Raw genomic sequence first — 15,206 nt, forward strand, 5'->3', positions numbered from 1 at the left:
CGACTTGCATGTGTTAAGCCTGCCGCCAGCGTTCGTTCTGAGCCAGGATCAAACTCTCAAGTTGAGAATTCAATCATGACTAATCACTATGTTCTGAATCGACGAGAACATTTTTATATGTACACCAGCGCATCTCTGCGCCGTTTCCATCGTTCTCATTCAAAACGTGACCGTCATTTGTCTTCTAAACAGATCAAACCGAAGCTCGATCCGCGAAAACCCGCCGACCACGTTTCTCTTTCTTCTCATATTCAATTGTCAAAGAACCGACGCCCCCAAGCCCTAAAGCCCGAAAACGTCACAAAACCAAGAGACCTAACCGGAGCCCGGTCCCAATCAGCATCCGCCAATCTAGTGTGGTTTTCTTCAGAACGAAGGACATCGTCGCTAGCAGCGCCGCCGCCCTCGTCAGTGAGCGGGTTATAAATCCACACCCCCGAAAACGTCAACTCCCCAAGTCGCAAAAACTTCAAGAAAATGACAGGTAATTGATTTTATTAGGTTATTCGAGTTTTTGATGAATTTATGCCGTCTTACGCTCCAAACCTCACCTTCATAGAGATGGAATTGGCGGGATAGTCGTCCGTTGCCGCAAAACCGCCCTGACAAATTCACAATCCCATGGAATGGAGCAAATCGGCAGACCGGTTCGGCATCAGCTAACCTCTAGCTAAAGCCGGCTGGCCACCCGCTGATTTGACTCATTTCTAGGAAAAGGGCACATGTTTGGCCCAAGGTCCTGCCCAAGGTCCTGACGTCAGCATGAACTGCCTGCGGCAATAACGAGTATATAGGGACTGGCTAAGTCGGCATGAACACGGCCCGCAACACGATCCGATCGCTTGGCAACGAACCGCCCATCCTGGCCGATGGCCGTCGGGCGCCGGACAAGCGGGAGATCTCGGTCCGCTGGCTCTCCGGCACTTTCCTGACCGGCATTACCTCTTCCGTTCTTATGGGCGTGGCGCTGTTTGCAGCGCTCGACGGCCGCCAGCAGCTGGCGATCCCGGCCGAGGCCTCAGCTTCAGTCCCCTCCGACCACGATGACGATGATACGGTTCAGCGCGGCAAGCGCCTGCTTGGCGGCAAGATCGTCGCCATGCCGACGGATCGCAAGATCATGGAAGTCTCGACGGTAGTCCATGAGGGCAATCGCGAACTCGTGCGCCGGCGTCCCTTCGCTCATGTGAAGATGAACCTTGCAGCCGATCACGTCGCACCGGAATCCTATCCGAAATTCGACCCTCTCGCGATCTTCGCTTCCGCCGAAGCTCCGTCCCAGCCGGGCAACCGCACCGGCCTGATCTATGGGTCGAACGTTGAATCCGAAGTCAGCCTGCAAACTCTGGCCTTCCCCACCAAGGGATCGACCTATGCCTATGCGGCGCCGATGACGCTCGAGGAAGTCGAGGAAAATGTCCGTTCGAACGGCTCGGTCCTGACATCCGGCGATGCCCAGCTTTCGGCGCTCTATTATGTCGACCCGCAGCGTTTCTCGACACCCGACGATATAGACCTGACATCCGGCCTCACTGCCCGTGTCGTCGAGGAGAACATGTCGGTCGCGGCACCCGAGCCGATCACACCGCATACCCGCGAATATGCCGACGACATCATTCCCGTGCGCCGCGCCATGTCGATTGCGGAAGCCATGACCGAGGTCGGTTATCCGGAACCCAAGGCCAAGGAGATGTCCGGCTATCTGAAGGCCCGACTGGGAGATGACAAGGTCGCGCCCGGCGATGTTATCCGCATCGGCGTGATCCAGGAAGGCCAGATGGTCATGGTGGTCAGGGCCAGCCTCTATCAGCGCGGCCAGCATCGCGCCACGGTTGGGCTGGATGACCATAGCCGCTTTGTCGATGCCGACGAACCGGCCATGCTCGACGCCGTTGCCTCGGCATTCAGTGACCAGCCTCCCCAGATCATGACCGGCCGCGATCTGCCGCGCGCCTATGACGGTATTTATCGTGCGGCCCTGTCCTATGGCATGAGCGCCGATATGACCGCGCTCCTCGTAAAGCTGCTCGCCAGCAATGTCGATCTGCAGGCGCAGTTGCGCTCGACCGACAAGATCGAGGCCTTCTTCTCGGTTGCCGACAGCAAGGGCAAGGCGGCCAAGGATTCAGAACTTCTTTATGTCAACGCCCATTTCGGCGATACGGACACCCGCTTCTACCGGTTCCAGAACGCCGACGAGGACAATTCGGTCGATTATTTCGATCAGGATGGCCGCAGCATCAGGCAGTTCCTGCTGAGAAGCCCCGTTCCGAACGCACGCCTGACCTCCGGCTTCGGCATGCGCAGCCACCCGATCCTCGGGCGGGCGCTGATGCATACCGGCACCGACTGGGCCGCCCCACGCGGCACTCCGATCATTGCAACCGGCAATGGCACTGTCGAAAAGGCGGGCTGGGATAGTGGCGGTTACGGTAACCAGACGCTGATCCGCCATGCCAACGGTTATGTCTCCTCCTATAACCACCAGAGCGCTATCGCCAAGGGCGTTGTCCCCGGTGCAAAGGTGACCCAGGGCCAGGTGATCGGCTATGTCGGCTCGACCGGCCAGTCGACCGGCGCGCATCTCCATTACGAACTGATCGTCAACGGCACCAAGGTCGATGCGATGAAGGTGCGCCTGCCCGGCGGAAAATCGCTGGAGGGCAAGGCCCTCGCCCGTTTCGAGGACGAGCGCAAACGCATCGACACCTTGCTCAACACGCAGACGACCGCCGAAGTGGCAAGCAAGTAGCCGGCATTCGATCTGCGGATACGAAAAATGGCGGCTCAAGGCCGCCATTTCTTTTTCCACGTCGAGCCGGCTTTAAGCCGCTTCGCTCATGCTGCCCTTGATCCGGAACAGCAGCCGGTCTGAACCCGAAGTCACCTTGACGGTCGAGCCGTCCGGAACCTTGCCGCCGAGAATGTCTTCCGCCAGCGGATCCTGCACGAACTTCTGGATCACCCGCTTCAACGGACGTGCACCATAGACCGGATCATACCCCTTGTCGGCCAGCCATTCGCGGGCATCGCCGTCCAGTTCCAGTTCGATCTTGCGATCGGCCAGCAGCTTCAACAGACGCTGCAGCTGGATGTCGACGATCGCCCCCATTTCGTTCCGCTTCAGGCGGTGGAAGAGGATGATCTCGTCGACGCGGTTCAGGAATTCCGGCCGGAACGAGGCACGCACGACGCTCATCACCTGCTCGCGCACGTTTTCCGAATCCTCGTCCTCCCGCAGCGCGGTCAGATATTCGGCCCCGAGGTTCGAGGTCATGATGATCATCGTGTTCTTGAAGTCGACCGTGCGCCCCTGCCCGTCCGTCAACCGCCCGTCATCGAGCACCTGAAGAAGAACGTTGAACACATCCGGATGCGCCTTCTCGATCTCGTCGAACAGCACGATCTGGTAGGGCTTGCGCCGAACCGCCTCGGTCAGCGCGCCGCCTTCCTCGTAGCCGACATACCCCGGAGGTGCACCGATCAGCCGGGCGACCGAATGCTTCTCCATGTATTCCGACATGTCGAGGCGCACCATCGCGGTCTCGTCGTCGAACAGGAAGCGCGCCAGCGACTTGGTCAGCTCCGTCTTGCCGACGCCGGTGGGACCGAGGAAAATGAACGAGCCGATCGGCCGGTTCGGATCCTGCAGGCCGGCACGCGACCGGCGAACGGCGCGCGAGACGGCCTGAACCGCGTCGCCCTGACCGACAACCGACTTCGCCAACTCGTCTTCCATCCGAAGCAGCTTGTCGCGCTCGCCTTCCAGCATCTTGTCGACCGGAATACCGGTCCAGCGGGAAACCACATGCGCGATCGCGTCCGGATTGACCACTTCCTGCACCATCGCATTGGTGGTCGTATCCTGGGCTTCGGCCTCGACCAGCCGCTTCTCCAGATCCGGGATCACGCCATAGGTCAGCTCGCCGGCGCGCTGGAATTCACCCTTGCGCTGGGCGATCGCCAACTCGTTGCGGGCCTCGTCGAGCTGCCGCTTCAGGTCGGCGGCAAGGCCGAGCTTCTGCTTTTCCGCCTGCCAGCGCGCCGTCAGCGCATCCGCCTCTTCTTCCAGCGACGTGACTTCGGTTTCCAGACGCTGCAACCGGTCGGCGGACGCCGTGTCGGTTTCCTTCTTCAACGCTTCGCGCTCGATCTTCAGCTGCATGATGCGGCGATCGAGTTCGTCCAGTTCTTCGGGCTTCGAATCCACCTGCATGCGAAGACGCGATGCGGCCTCGTCCATCAGATCGATTGCCTTGTCCGGCAAAAACCGGTCGGTAATGTAGCGGTTCGACAGGGTGGCAGCCGCGACCAGCGCCGAGTCCGAGATCCGCACTTTGTGATGCTGCTCGTACTTTTCCTTCAAGCCGCGCAGGATCGAGATCGTGTCCTCGACCGTCGGCTCATCCACCATCACCGGCTGGAAACGACGGGCAAGGGCAGGATCCTTTTCCACATGCTTGCGATATTCATCGAGCGTGGTCGCACCGACGCAATGCAGCTCGCCGCGCGCAAGCGCCGGCTTCAACAGGTTCGATGCATCCATCGCGCCATCCGACTTGCCGGCACCGACCAGCGTGTGCATCTCGTCGATGAACAGGATGATATTGCCGTTTTCGGCCTGCACTTCATTGAGCACGCTCTTCAGCCGCTCTTCGAACTCGCCGCGATATTTCGCACCGGCAATCAACGCGCCCATATCGAGCGCCATCAACTGCTTGTCCTTCAGGCTTTCCGGCACATCGCCATTGACGATACGCAGCGCCAGACCTTCGGCGATCGCCGTCTTGCCGACGCCGGGTTCACCGATCAGCACCGGATTGTTCTTCGTCCGGCGCGAAAGCACCTGGATCGTGCGACGGATTTCATCGTCGCGGCCGATCACCGGGTCGAGCTTGCCATCACGCGCATCGGCGGTCAGGTCCCGCGCATACTTCTTCAGCGCGTCGAAACCCTGTTCGGCGTTGGCGCTGTCGGCCGTGCGGCCCTTGCGCAGGTCGTTGATCACCTGATTGAGCGCTTGAGCCGTCAGTCCCGCCTTCTTCAGGCTGGCCGAGGTGGATGCCGAGCTTTCGATCAAAAGCGCAAGCAGCAGCCGCTCGACCGTGACAAAACTGTCGCCGGCCTTCTTGGCAGCGTCTTCAGCGGTAGAAAACACGCGGGCAAGCGGCTGGGAAAGATAGATCTCGCCATTGCCGCCGGAAACTTTCGGCAGCTTGGCCAGCGCCGCATCATTGGCAATCCGCGCCTCCTTGGCATTGCCGCCGGCGCGTTCGATCAACGACGAAGCCATGCCCTGGTCGTCATCGAGCAGCACTTTCAACAGATGCTCGGGGGCAAATTGCTGATGCCCGGCAGAGAGAGCCTGCGTCTGGGCCGACTGCAGAAAGCCGCGCACCCGCTCGGAATATTTCTCGATATTCATCTGATACCTCCAGAAATCGCCCTGCCCTTCAAAAGGCACAGGCCGAATGTTGAGATTGAGCTCCCTCATAGAGGCAAGCCCTGCCGGCCCGATGCTGTCTCGCATCCTCCGGCGTCAGCCAAGATATGGGAGCCTTTTTTCCGGTTTTAAAGGAGCATGTTGAAGCTTTTAGCGCTTGTCGAAACAGATCGGCTCATCACCCGGTTCGCCCTCCGATCAGCGAAACGTGAGCACATGATCAGAAAAGCGTGAGTGCCATTTTGTCGCACCACATTACTCCCTATCTGGAGAGCTGGAGCCCGTTGGGGCCGGGCTTCATTTTGTAAACCACGGCAATTCCGACAAACAGCAACCTGCTTGCGGTCGGCATTCTGTAAGACGAAAAGATCGAGTAAATCCCATGTCAGAAGACAAGAACTCCCAGCTTATCGGAATATTCAAGACCCTGATCATGGATCACGGCATGCCGCAGGCAATCGCGGACATTACCGATCCCGATTTCCAGGCGCTCGCCGCGGCCCATGTCGATGAGTTCGACGAAGCACGCGACGAATGCGAAAGCGCCAGCACGCTGTTCTGATCCTTAACCCGGGCCGGCACCGATGTCCGGCCTGGGCCTTCCGTTTGGGGCGGCAACCGCGGACAAATTCGGCAACACGCCCGAAACCCATCTGCCCCAAAAATCAGATGGACGTCTCTTCCCTGAAATCCTGTTCTTCTTCGGCACTCATGGCCCGGTATATCGGCTTGCCATCTATAAAACGCATCATCAGGCATCCAGCGGCATAGTCACCGGTGATCAGCCGCCGCTTGCGAAAGAAGACCGCAGGCTCCCAATCCGTCGTTTTGCTGGTTATCGAGACAGGCCAGACCAGAAAATACTTTATCGCAGGAAACATCTATTCGATCTCAAATGTATTTTTGAGAGATAAACATCAAAACTTCGATTCGAATAGATGTCATCGCCGAACATTATGCAGTAACGGACGCCGATCGCGGCAAAGGCGGGTTTCCTGATACCAGCCGGCATAAAGCAAGGCGTCAGATATAGAGGACGCGTTCTCCGAACTCCGTTGTCTCATCGAAATTCCCGGTACCGATACGGCTGCTCTCGCCAGAGAATTTTTCGGATGCACTGCTGACAGCCCGGCTGTTTCCGCCCGACGCTGCCTCCGATGAACTGCCGGACTGCTGCGCGGCCTGCAGCTTCTGTTCCAAAGCATCGATCTCGGTCTGGATTTCGGCTTTTTCCTCTTCTGTTTTTGCCGCTTCGAGTTCCGCTTCCTTGGCCGTGATCTGCTGCTCGATGCTGGCGGCGCTGCTGGAGGTAGAGGACGAAGACAGGATCGCTGTGCTCGTCGAACTGGATAGTGAACTGATCATGAGAATTCTCCGGTTTGAACCGAAGCGACTATCCCCGCCATTTGTTAATTTTAAGTACTAATCAGTACCTATAATTATCAGTGCGTAACGCGCCTGCCGATTTTTCTCCATACGCACGGCAAAGCGGCGCGAATGCTCAAAACGTAAAGGCCGAAGCATCATCGACGCTCCGGCCTGGTCAGGTTCAAGCTGTAAAATTGCGCGGTTATTCGGCAGCAGCCTCGAGTATCCGCGCGCTATAGGCAGCGGAGATCTTGTCCACTTCCGCCTTGGAGCCAAAAATCACCGGCACGCGCTGATGCAGCGAAGTCGGCTCGATATCCAGGATTGCGGAGTTGCCGATAATCGCCGCGCCGCCGGCAGCTTCGACCAGAAGACCGATCGGGTTGGCTTCGTAAAGCAGGCGCAGACGACCGCCCGAGGCCGGCTTGTTGCGATCGGCCGGATAAAGGAACACGCCGCCGCGGTTGAAGATGCGGTGCGTGTCGGCAACCATCGAACCGACCCAACGCATGTTGTGACCGGTATCGATCGCCTCTTCGATATAGGAGGCGACGGCATCGTCCCAGGAAGCCCGGCGCGCCGCGTTGATGGCGAATTCCTTGGCTTCCGGCACGATCTTCGCATCGGCGCTGGTCATCAGATAGACGCCATCAGCATTCAGCGTGAAGATCTGCACGCCCTTGCCGATCGTCAGCACCAGCGTCGTCTGTGGTCCATAGGCGGCGTAACCGGCAATCAGCTGGCCGCGGCCGTTCTTCAGGATATCACCGGAAGTAGACGCCTTGATCACCGAAAAGATCGTCCCGACCGTGACATTCACATCGAGATTGGAAGAACCGTCGAGCGGATCGAAGATCACCGCATATTTGCCGTCTGCATGTATCGCAACCTCGGTGTCTAGTTCCTCCGAGACGGCAAAGGATACGGAAGGAGACTCGCGGCAGGCTTCCAGCATGATTTCGTTGGACAGGATATCGAGCGGCTTCTGCGCCTCGCCCTGCACATTGGTAATCTCGGTTGCGCCGGTGAGGCCATCGAGCGACGATGTTCTGAGCTTATCCGAAATCTGCCGTGTAGCCTCGGCGATATTGCGCAGAACGATGACGAGCTCGTCGTCCAGCACCGTGCCGTTGCGGGTTTCAAGGTAGGTTTCGAATGTCGTCATGAAATCGCTCCCTGGGCAATAACCGAGAAAATCGCGGCCTTCTGCCGCCTAAAAATCTATCTAGAGCGGAATTTTGCAACAACGCAATGAATTTCCGCAATGCGGTAAGGCATTCTAATCGTTTGAAAAATTGGAGATGGACGGAAGGTTTTGGGTCCGACCCGCCATATCTGGCTAAAATCTGCCATTCAATCGTTTCGATGAGTGGCTTCGCCAAAAAAGATCCGCTCTTCACCTCAAACAAAAAAATCCGGCCATCGGGCCGGATTTTTCATTTCATTCGCGGCTTCGCGGCTTATTCGCCGGCAACATCCGCCATTTCGGGAGCTGCATCGTCACCTTCGGCAGCGTCTGCGCTCTTGCGCGGCTGGCGGCGGGGACGCGTGCTTGCGGCACGGCGGCGACGCGGAGCCGCCTCGGCCTGAGCTTCTTCCTCGACGGCGACCTCGGCCGGCGTGCCTTCGATCACCGGCTGCGGACCCGAACCGTCTTCGACGATCGGTGCCGAAATCTCGGCGGCTTCCGCTACCTGCGGTGCAACTGCAGCCTTGGTTTCGGCAGCCTTCGGCTCGGCGGAACGTTCGCCACGCTCTGCGCGCTCGCCACGTTCCGGGCGATCCTGGCGGCGTTCACGACGCTCGTTGCGGTCGCGGCGGTTTTCGCGCGGCTGCTGATCCTGGCCACCATTGCCCTGCTGGGCGGTTTGCTCGCGGCGCTGCTGCGGCTGCTGTTCCTCGATCGTCGGCTGCGGAGCGTAGCCGAGATCGTCGCCGTCGCCACCGTCCATATCATCCTGATCGATCGAATTGCCGTCACGATCCTGGAATTCGCCGCGCTCCTGATGCTGGAAGCGATCCTGCATCTGTGCCTGCGCCGCTGCGATGATGCGATTGTAATGTTCTGCGTGCTGCAGATAGTTCTCCGCCATCACGCGGTCGCCCGAACTCTGGGCATCGCGGGCAAGAGCCGCATATTTTTCTGCAATATGCTGGGCAGTACCGCGGATTTTTATATCCGGCCCGGAACTGTCGTAAGACCGGCTGAGAGGGTTACCGCCCTTGCGCTGGAAATTGTTATTACCACCACCGCCGCCGTTATTGTTACTACCACGCCCTCGACCACGCTTGTTCTGCTGTCCTGGCCTCATTTATCGTTCACCAACTCTCTTGTCTTCGCTGATAAGGGGCCACGCGGCTCGCCGGTCCAAAGCCGGTACAAGACTTCGCGTGTTACGCACAGGTCGACCAACGCGGCCTGCCGCTTTCAAAGTCAAATTACCTGATTCACGCATCAGGAGTGTTCAACCTCGTCGGCTCTTCGAAAAGAACACAATTAAGGATTGACCCGTAACCCGAACGAATCGCTGTTCATTCCCAGCTGCCCCGATGCGTGAGTGCAAACTATCCCGCTTCCTTTGGGATTCCAAGCTTTTTCTTTTGCTACGCAACATCAACCACAGACTTGGCAAATATCAATACGCGATCATTCTCACCATAGTCTTGCCGTGCCAGTAGCAGCTTGAAACCCTCTGCTTCGAATAGCTCCGTTACCGCATGTTTCTGATCGAAACCGATCTCCAAAGCCACAAGACCATCAGCCGCGAGAAACTCGTCGGCCCGGCTTGCGATCTCGCGATATGCGATTAGTCCGTCAGCCCCGCCGTCCAATGCTGCCATGGGATCGAAGTCGCGGACTTCAGGATCCAGGTCGGGAATGACATCACTCCGTATATAGGGCGGATTTGACACGATTATGTCGAAACACCCGTCAATCTTGTCAAACCAGTGGCTTTCCACTGCCCGGAACCGCTGATCGAGACCCAGTAGCCGTGCATTTTCCGAAGCCGTGTTCAACGCATCGACGGAAATGTCGCTTCCGATCCCGGTGGCTGATGGCAGACTATCCAGCAAAGCCAGAATGATCGCGCCCGTGCCTGTTCCGATATCGAGAATGCGGAGGTCTCTGTCGCCCGCAAACTGCCGGGCCTCATCGAGAACGCTATCCACCAGAACTTCCGTATCCGGCCTTGGTTCCAGTGTTTCCTTCGAAATCAGGAAATCCAGGCCATGAAATTCTCGTTTACCTAATATGCGGTGCACCGGCTCCCGTTTCAAGCGGCGGACAACGGCATCTTCTATTTTCGCAACAGAGGCGGCATCGATTTCGCGGTCGCCGCCGACAAACACTTCCGTCGAGGAAAGCTCCAGCAATCCGCCGATCAGGATGCGCGCCTCGATCGCCGCATCGGCAAAACCAGCCGCGGAAAACCGGGCTCTCGCATCGGCGACGGCTTCGCCCAGTGTGGTCATCGGCCCATGATCCCTTTGGTCACCCTTGCTGCTCGCCAAGCGACGCCAGCTGCCCCGCCTGATAATCGGCGATCAGCGCATCGACCACCTCGTCGATTTCACCCATCATCATCCGGTCGAGCTTGTAGAGCGTCAGGTTGATGCGGTGGTCGGTGACGCGCCCCTGCGGAAAGTTATAGGTGCGGATACGCTCCGAACGGTCGCCGGAACCGACCTGGCTCTTGCGGTCGGCAGAGCGCTCGCTGTCGGCCTTCTGCCGCTCCATGTCATAAAGACGCGAGCGCAGGACCTGCATCGCCTTGGCGCGGTTCTGGTGCTGCGATTTCTCCGCGCTGACCACGATGATGCCGGTCGGCAAATGGGTGATACGCACCGCCGAGTCAGTCGTGTTGACGTGCTGGCCGCCGGCCCCCGATGCGCGCATCGTGTCGATACGGATATCTTCGGCACGAATCTCGACGTCGATTTCTTCCGCCTCGGGAAGAACTGCAACCGTCGCCGCCGACGTATGAATACGCCCCTGAGTTTCGGTATCCGGCACGCGCTGTACCCGATGCACGCCGCTTTCGAATTTCAACTTTGAAAACACGCCGCGCCCGGTCACCGTCGCGATGATTTCGCGGTAACCGCCCGCCTCGCCTTCGCTGGCCGAAAGCACTTCCACCTTCCAGCCATGCGCGCTGGCATAACGCTCGTACATACGGAACAGATCGCCGGCGAAAAGTGCGGCCTCGTTGCCACCGGTACCTGCACGGATTTCCAGGATCGCGCTCTTCTCGTCGGCCGCGTCCTTGGGCAGGAGCAGGATCTGCATGTCCTTTTCCAGCGCCTCAATCCGCTCTTCCGCTTCGGGAAGCTCAATCTCGGCCAGTTCCCGCATCTCGCGGTCCGTACCCTTGTCGTTGAGCATCGCCCTGAGATCCGTGATCTCCGCGATGGTCTTCTCATATTCGCGGATTTTTGCGACGACCGGCTGCAGTTCGGAATATTCCGAAGCCAGCTTCACATAAACATCGGCAGCCGGACCTTCCGACATACGCGCCTCGATCTCGCCAAAACGGCGTTCCAGCTCGCGCATCTTTTCGACAGGAAGCTTAGCCAATTAAAGAACTCCAGATATGCCTCTCGTCATCCTCGGGCTTGTCCCGAGGATCTATCCACGTCGAGAGGTCCAGCAGATCCTCGGGACAAGCCCGAGGATGACGGTGAGCACATAGCTCGACCAGTGCCCCCCATTCAAGGCCTACAGCGGAATGTTATTCGCTTCCGCAAACCTGAGCAGCAAGTCCCGGATCGGCTCCTGCGAACGAATGTCGTCAAGCGCCGCATTCATTTCCGCCTCCAGCTGCCCCGCGTCGAGGCTGAGCAGCATTGCCTTGACCGGTCCGATCGAGGTCGCCGCCATTGAGACCGAGCGGAAACCGACGCCGATCAGCGCCATGGCGGGGAGCGGCTTGCCGGCCATTTCGCCACAAAGCGTCACCAGTGTCCGGTTGCGCTCGCCGGCCCGCGCGATATCGCGCAGCATCCGCAGAAACGGCTTGCCGAGATTGTCGAAACGCTCGGAAACCCGTGCATTGCCGCGGTCTGCCGCCATCGAGAACTGGAAGAGATCGTTGGACCCGACGGAAACGAAATCCACCTCCGCCATCAGTTCGTCGAGCTGCCACATCAGCGCCGGCACTTCCAGCATCGCCCCGAACTGCAGCTTGCGCGGCAGTGCATGGCCAAACTTGGAGAGATACTGCACTTCCTTCTGCAACAAATCGCGCACCGCCCGGATTTCCGAAACCTCGGTCACCATCGGGATCATCATGCGCAATTCCGCGCCGGCAGCCGCCTTGAGCAGCGCCCGCAGCTGGGTGCGCAACAGACCCGGCCGGTCGAGCGCAAGCCGGATAGCCCGCCACCCGAGGGCAGGATTCTCTTCTTCCTGCGCGCGAAAATAGGAGACGACCTTGTCGCCGCCGATATCGAGCGTGCGGAACGTCACCGGCCGCCCTGCAGCCTGCTTGATCACGCCGCGATAAAAGGCTTCCTGCTCTTCCAGCTTCGGCATGGTCGAGGCGATCATGAACTGCAGCTCGGTGCGGAACAGCCCGATCCCCTGCGCGCCGGATTCGGAAAGCTGCGGCAGATCCACCAGCAGGCCCGCATTCATGTTGAGGCTGATATGCCGGCCGTCCCGCGTCAGCGGCTCGACGGATCTCAACGCCCGGAACTGCTCCTGCCGCTTGGCGCGAAGGCGAACCTTTTCCTCATAGGCATTCTGCAGGTCCGGCATCGGCCGCACATGCACCTGCCCGTCGTCGCCATCGATGATGATCGCATCGCCGTTTTCGGCCAGCGCCACGAGGCCCGTCGCCTGACCGACGACCGGAATACCCATGGCGCGCGCAACGATCACCACATGGCTCGTCACCGCACCGTCTTCCAGCACGAGGCCACGCAGATTGGCGCGCGGATAATCCAAAAGCTCGGCGGCACCCATGGCGCGCGCAAGCACGATGGAATCGGACGGCAACTCGTCCATGCTGCGCCCGGAATATCCGGTCAGCTGGCGCAACAGCCGGTTGGCCAGGTCATCGAAATCATGCATCCGCTCGCGCAGATACGAATCCGTCATGCGCATCATCCGCGCCTTGGTATCGCTCTGCACCTTCTCGACAGCCGCTTCCGCCGTCAGACCGTTATGGATCGCCTCTTCCATGCGGCGAACCCAGCCCTGGTCATGGGCGAACATCCGGTAGGTCTCGAGCACCTCGCGATGCTCACCTTCCTGCGCCACGTCGCGGCGCGACAGCATGTCGTCGATCGAGATCCGCAACGAACCGAGCGCTTCCGCCAGCCGGATGATTTCCTTGTCGCTATCCTCGTTGAGCAGATTGGTGACGACGATGCGGTGCTCATGCAGCACCACATGCCCAAGCCCGATACCCTCGTTATAACCGTTGCCCTGAATGGTCACCGCGCGGGTAAGATCAAGCTCCAGCCCAGGTGCCGTGATCTTCTTGAGATCGCCGGTGGCGATCATTTCGGCGATCACCATCGCCGTGGTTTCGAGCGCCTCGACCTCGTCCTCGCGATAATTCCGGCTCGCCTTGTTCTGCACAACCAGAACGCCGAGCGTCCGCCCAGCCCTCAGGATCGGCACACCAAGGAAGGAATGATAGATCTCTTCGCCAGTCTCCGGCAGGTAGCGGAAAGCGGGATGCGCCTGCGCATCGGAAAGGTTTAGCGGCTGCGCGGAGGCCGCGATCGTGCCGACGAGGCCCTGCCCCATCTGCAACTGCGAAAGGTGAACCGCCTCCTTGTTGAGGCCTTCCGTCGCGTAGAGTTCCAGCACGCCGTCGGAGCGCAACACATAGGCCGAGCACACCTCGGCCACCATGTTGCTGGCGATCTGGGTAACGATCCGGTCCAGGCGATCCTGCGGATCCAGCGGTTCGGCCATCAGTTCGCGTAGACGCTTCAACAGCACGCGCGGACCTGCCGACAGGTCTCTCATCGGCATAATGCTCCCCTTACAGCCCAACCATCGCCGACCCGGCGAGGACGCACCGAACGGAGCATCATGCCGGATTAGACATTATTCGCTTTTATCGAGACCGTAGGAGGAATGCAAAGTCCGAACTGCAAGTTCCGAATATGCACCGTCGATAAGAATCGAAATCTTGATTTCCGAGGTGGTGATCGCCTTGATGTTGATCGATTTTTCGGCAAGTGCCCGGAAAGCCTGCGCCGCAACGCCGGCATGGCTGCGCATGCCGATGCCGATGACCGACACCTTGGCGAGACCTGATTCGGTCTGCACGACGTCGAAACCGATCTTGTCCTTGTTGGCTTCCAGAACGCTCATCGCCTTCTGCACGTCGCCCGAAGGCACGGTGAAGGTCATGTCGGTCTTGGAACCGTCCTCGGAAATATTCTGGACGATCATGTCGACATTGATATGGGCTTCGGCGAGCGGCCCGAAGATCGCAGCCGATACGCCCGGACGGTCAGACAGACGACGCAGCGAAATCTGCGCTTCATCCTTGGCATAAGCGATGCCGGTGACGACTTCCTGTTCCACGATCTCTTCCTCGTCGCAAATCAAAGTACCGGGCGGGTTCAAGAAGTCTCCCATGCCCGGCGCATCGGGATCTTCAAATGAGGAGCGCACGAAGGTGCGGACCTTGTGGACCATGGCAAGCTCGACGGAGCGCACCTGCAGCACCTTGGAGCCGAGAGAGGCCATTTCGAGCATTTCCTCGAACGACACCTTCTTCATCCGGCGTGCCTTCGGCACGATGCGCGGGTCGGTCGTGTAAACGCCATCGACGTCGGTATAGATATCGCAACGGTCAGCTTTAACGGCTGCGGCAATCGCCACGGCAGACGTATCGGAACCGCCACGGCCGAGCGTCGCGATCCGGTTGTCCGGTCCGATGCCCTGGAAACCGGCGACGACAGCCACCTGCCCCTCGCCCATCCGCTTGATGATGTCGGAACCATCGATTTCGAGAATACGTGCCGCGCCATGCGCATTGTCGGTGCGGATCGGGATCTGCCAACCCTGCCAGGAACGGGCATTGACGCCCATCGACTGCAGCGCGATCGCCAGAATACCGGACGTCACCTGTTCGCCGGATGCGACGACGGCGTCATATTCGCGCGCATCGTAAAACGGCGAATTCGCGCCCGCCACTTTCGGCATATCCTGCACCCAGCCGACCAGTTCATTGGTCTTGCCGGACATGGCGGAAACGACGACGGCCACTTCGTGCCCCGCATCGACTTCACGTTTCACATGGCGTGCGACATTGTGAATACGTTCGAGATTGGCGACGGACGTGCCGCCGAACTTCATGACGATGCGAGCCATACGACGAAAACCACCAACTCGCCCTCGGCCACACCGGGGCGCCTATTTGCTACC

The 15,206-nt window shown here is 59.2% G+C and carries 11 protein-coding genes and 1 rRNA gene; 3 read left to right on the top strand and 9 right to left on the bottom strand.

Features of this window, described 5'->3' with window-relative positions; translation table 11 throughout:
- Positions 1-64, bottom strand: a 16S ribosomal RNA gene (locus JNB91_RS04130); the annotation flags it as partial.
- A 747-nt stretch (positions 65-811) separates the two neighbouring features.
- On the opposite strand from JNB91_RS04130, the gene JNB91_RS04135 reads away from it, so the two are divergent.
- Positions 812-2,752 carry a M23 family metallopeptidase gene (locus JNB91_RS04135; protein ID WP_220324274.1) on the top strand — a complete coding sequence of 647 codons (1,941 nt, stop codon included), beginning with the start codon at positions 812-814 and terminating at the stop codon, positions 2,750-2,752.
- Between the two features lie 72 nt (positions 2,753-2,824).
- Here the strand turns inward: JNB91_RS04135 and clpB are convergent, their stop codons facing one another.
- Positions 2,825-5,425: an ATP-dependent chaperone ClpB gene (gene clpB, locus JNB91_RS04140; protein WP_220324275.1), complete on the bottom strand. Its 2,601-nt coding sequence runs from the start codon at positions 5,423-5,425 to the stop codon at positions 2,825-2,827.
- A gap of 400 nt (positions 5,426-5,825) precedes the next feature.
- Between clpB and JNB91_RS04145 the strand changes: the two genes are divergently transcribed.
- The gene (locus JNB91_RS04145; protein WP_220324276.1) at positions 5,826-6,005 is read left to right on the top strand and encodes a hypothetical protein; all 180 of its coding nucleotides are present in this window, start codon (positions 5,826-5,828) and stop codon (positions 6,003-6,005) included.
- 22 nt (positions 6,006-6,027) lie between these two features.
- Positions 6,028-6,357 (top strand): hypothetical protein, encoded by a 330-nt coding sequence (locus JNB91_RS04150; RefSeq protein ID WP_220324277.1) that lies wholly within the window; start codon positions 6,028-6,030, stop codon positions 6,355-6,357.
- Between the two features lie 109 nt (positions 6,358-6,466).
- Here the strand turns inward: JNB91_RS04150 and JNB91_RS04155 are convergent, their stop codons facing one another.
- The 7 genes from JNB91_RS04155 to JNB91_RS04185 form a co-directional block, all read right to left on the bottom strand.
- Positions 6,467-6,808: a hypothetical protein gene (locus tag JNB91_RS04155; protein ID WP_220324278.1), complete on the bottom strand. Its 342-nt coding sequence runs from the start codon at positions 6,806-6,808 to the stop codon at positions 6,467-6,469.
- A 205-nt stretch (positions 6,809-7,013) separates the two neighbouring features.
- Complete coding sequence (locus JNB91_RS04160) at positions 7,014-7,976, bottom strand: class 1 fructose-bisphosphatase (RefSeq protein ID WP_220324279.1); 963 nt, start codon at positions 7,974-7,976, stop codon at positions 7,014-7,016.
- Between the two features lie 295 nt (positions 7,977-8,271).
- Positions 8,272-9,123 carry a DUF4167 domain-containing protein gene (locus JNB91_RS04165; protein ID WP_220324280.1) on the bottom strand — a complete coding sequence of 284 codons (852 nt, stop codon included), beginning with the start codon at positions 9,121-9,123 and terminating at the stop codon, positions 8,272-8,274.
- Positions 9,124-9,415: 292 nt separating this feature from the next.
- Positions 9,416-10,285: a peptide chain release factor N(5)-glutamine methyltransferase gene (prmC, locus tag JNB91_RS04170; protein ID WP_220324281.1), complete on the bottom strand. Its 870-nt coding sequence runs from the start codon at positions 10,283-10,285 to the stop codon at positions 9,416-9,418.
- A gap of 19 nt (positions 10,286-10,304) precedes the next feature.
- Entirely contained in the window at positions 10,305-11,387 is a 1,083-nt protein-coding gene (prfA, locus tag JNB91_RS04175; protein ID WP_220324282.1) for a peptide chain release factor 1, read from the bottom strand.
- 141 nt (positions 11,388-11,528) lie between these two features.
- On the bottom strand, positions 11,529-13,793 hold the full coding sequence (ptsP, locus tag JNB91_RS04180; RefSeq protein ID WP_220324572.1) for a phosphoenolpyruvate--protein phosphotransferase: 2,265 nt from the start codon (positions 13,791-13,793) through the stop codon (positions 11,529-11,531).
- 81 nt (positions 13,794-13,874) lie between these two features.
- Positions 13,875-15,152: an aspartate kinase gene (locus tag JNB91_RS04185; RefSeq protein WP_220324283.1), complete on the bottom strand. Its 1,278-nt coding sequence runs from the start codon at positions 15,150-15,152 to the stop codon at positions 13,875-13,877.
- Positions 15,153-15,206: the final 54 nt, after the last annotated feature.

The organism is Aliirhizobium wenxiniae (assembly GCF_019511445.1).
In the GTDB taxonomy this organism is placed as follows: domain Bacteria; phylum Pseudomonadota; class Alphaproteobacteria; order Rhizobiales; family Rhizobiaceae; genus Neorhizobium; species Neorhizobium wenxiniae_A.

Bases quoted from the DNA above. Each gene is read 5' to 3' on its own strand.
- JNB91_RS04155 (WP_220324278.1), bottom strand. From the start codon at position 6,808: ATGATCAGTTCACTATCCAGTTCGACGAGCACAGCGATCCTGTCTTCG.
- clpB (WP_220324275.1), bottom strand. From the start codon at position 5,425: ATGAATATCGAGAAATATTCCGAGCGGGTGCGCGGCTTTCTGCAGTCG.
- JNB91_RS04165 (WP_220324280.1), bottom strand. From the start codon at position 9,123: ATGAGGCCAGGACAGCAGAACAAGCGTGGTCGAGGGCGTGGTAGTAAC.
- prmC (WP_220324281.1), bottom strand. From the start codon at position 10,285: ATGACCACACTGGGCGAAGCCGTCGCCGATGCGAGAGCCCGGTTTTCC.
- JNB91_RS04135 (WP_220324274.1), top strand. From the start codon at position 812: ATGAACACGGCCCGCAACACGATCCGATCGCTTGGCAACGAACCGCCC.
- JNB91_RS04150 (WP_220324277.1), top strand. From the start codon at position 6,028: ATGTCCGGCCTGGGCCTTCCGTTTGGGGCGGCAACCGCGGACAAATTC.
- JNB91_RS04185 (WP_220324283.1), bottom strand. From the start codon at position 15,152: ATGGCTCGCATCGTCATGAAGTTCGGCGGCACGTCCGTCGCCAATCTC.
- JNB91_RS04160 (WP_220324279.1), bottom strand. From the start codon at position 7,976: ATGACGACATTCGAAACCTACCTTGAAACCCGCAACGGCACGGTGCTG.
- JNB91_RS04145 (WP_220324276.1), top strand. From the start codon at position 5,826: ATGTCAGAAGACAAGAACTCCCAGCTTATCGGAATATTCAAGACCCTG.
- ptsP (WP_220324572.1), bottom strand. From the start codon at position 13,793: ATGAGAGACCTGTCGGCAGGTCCGCGCGTGCTGTTGAAGCGTCTACGC.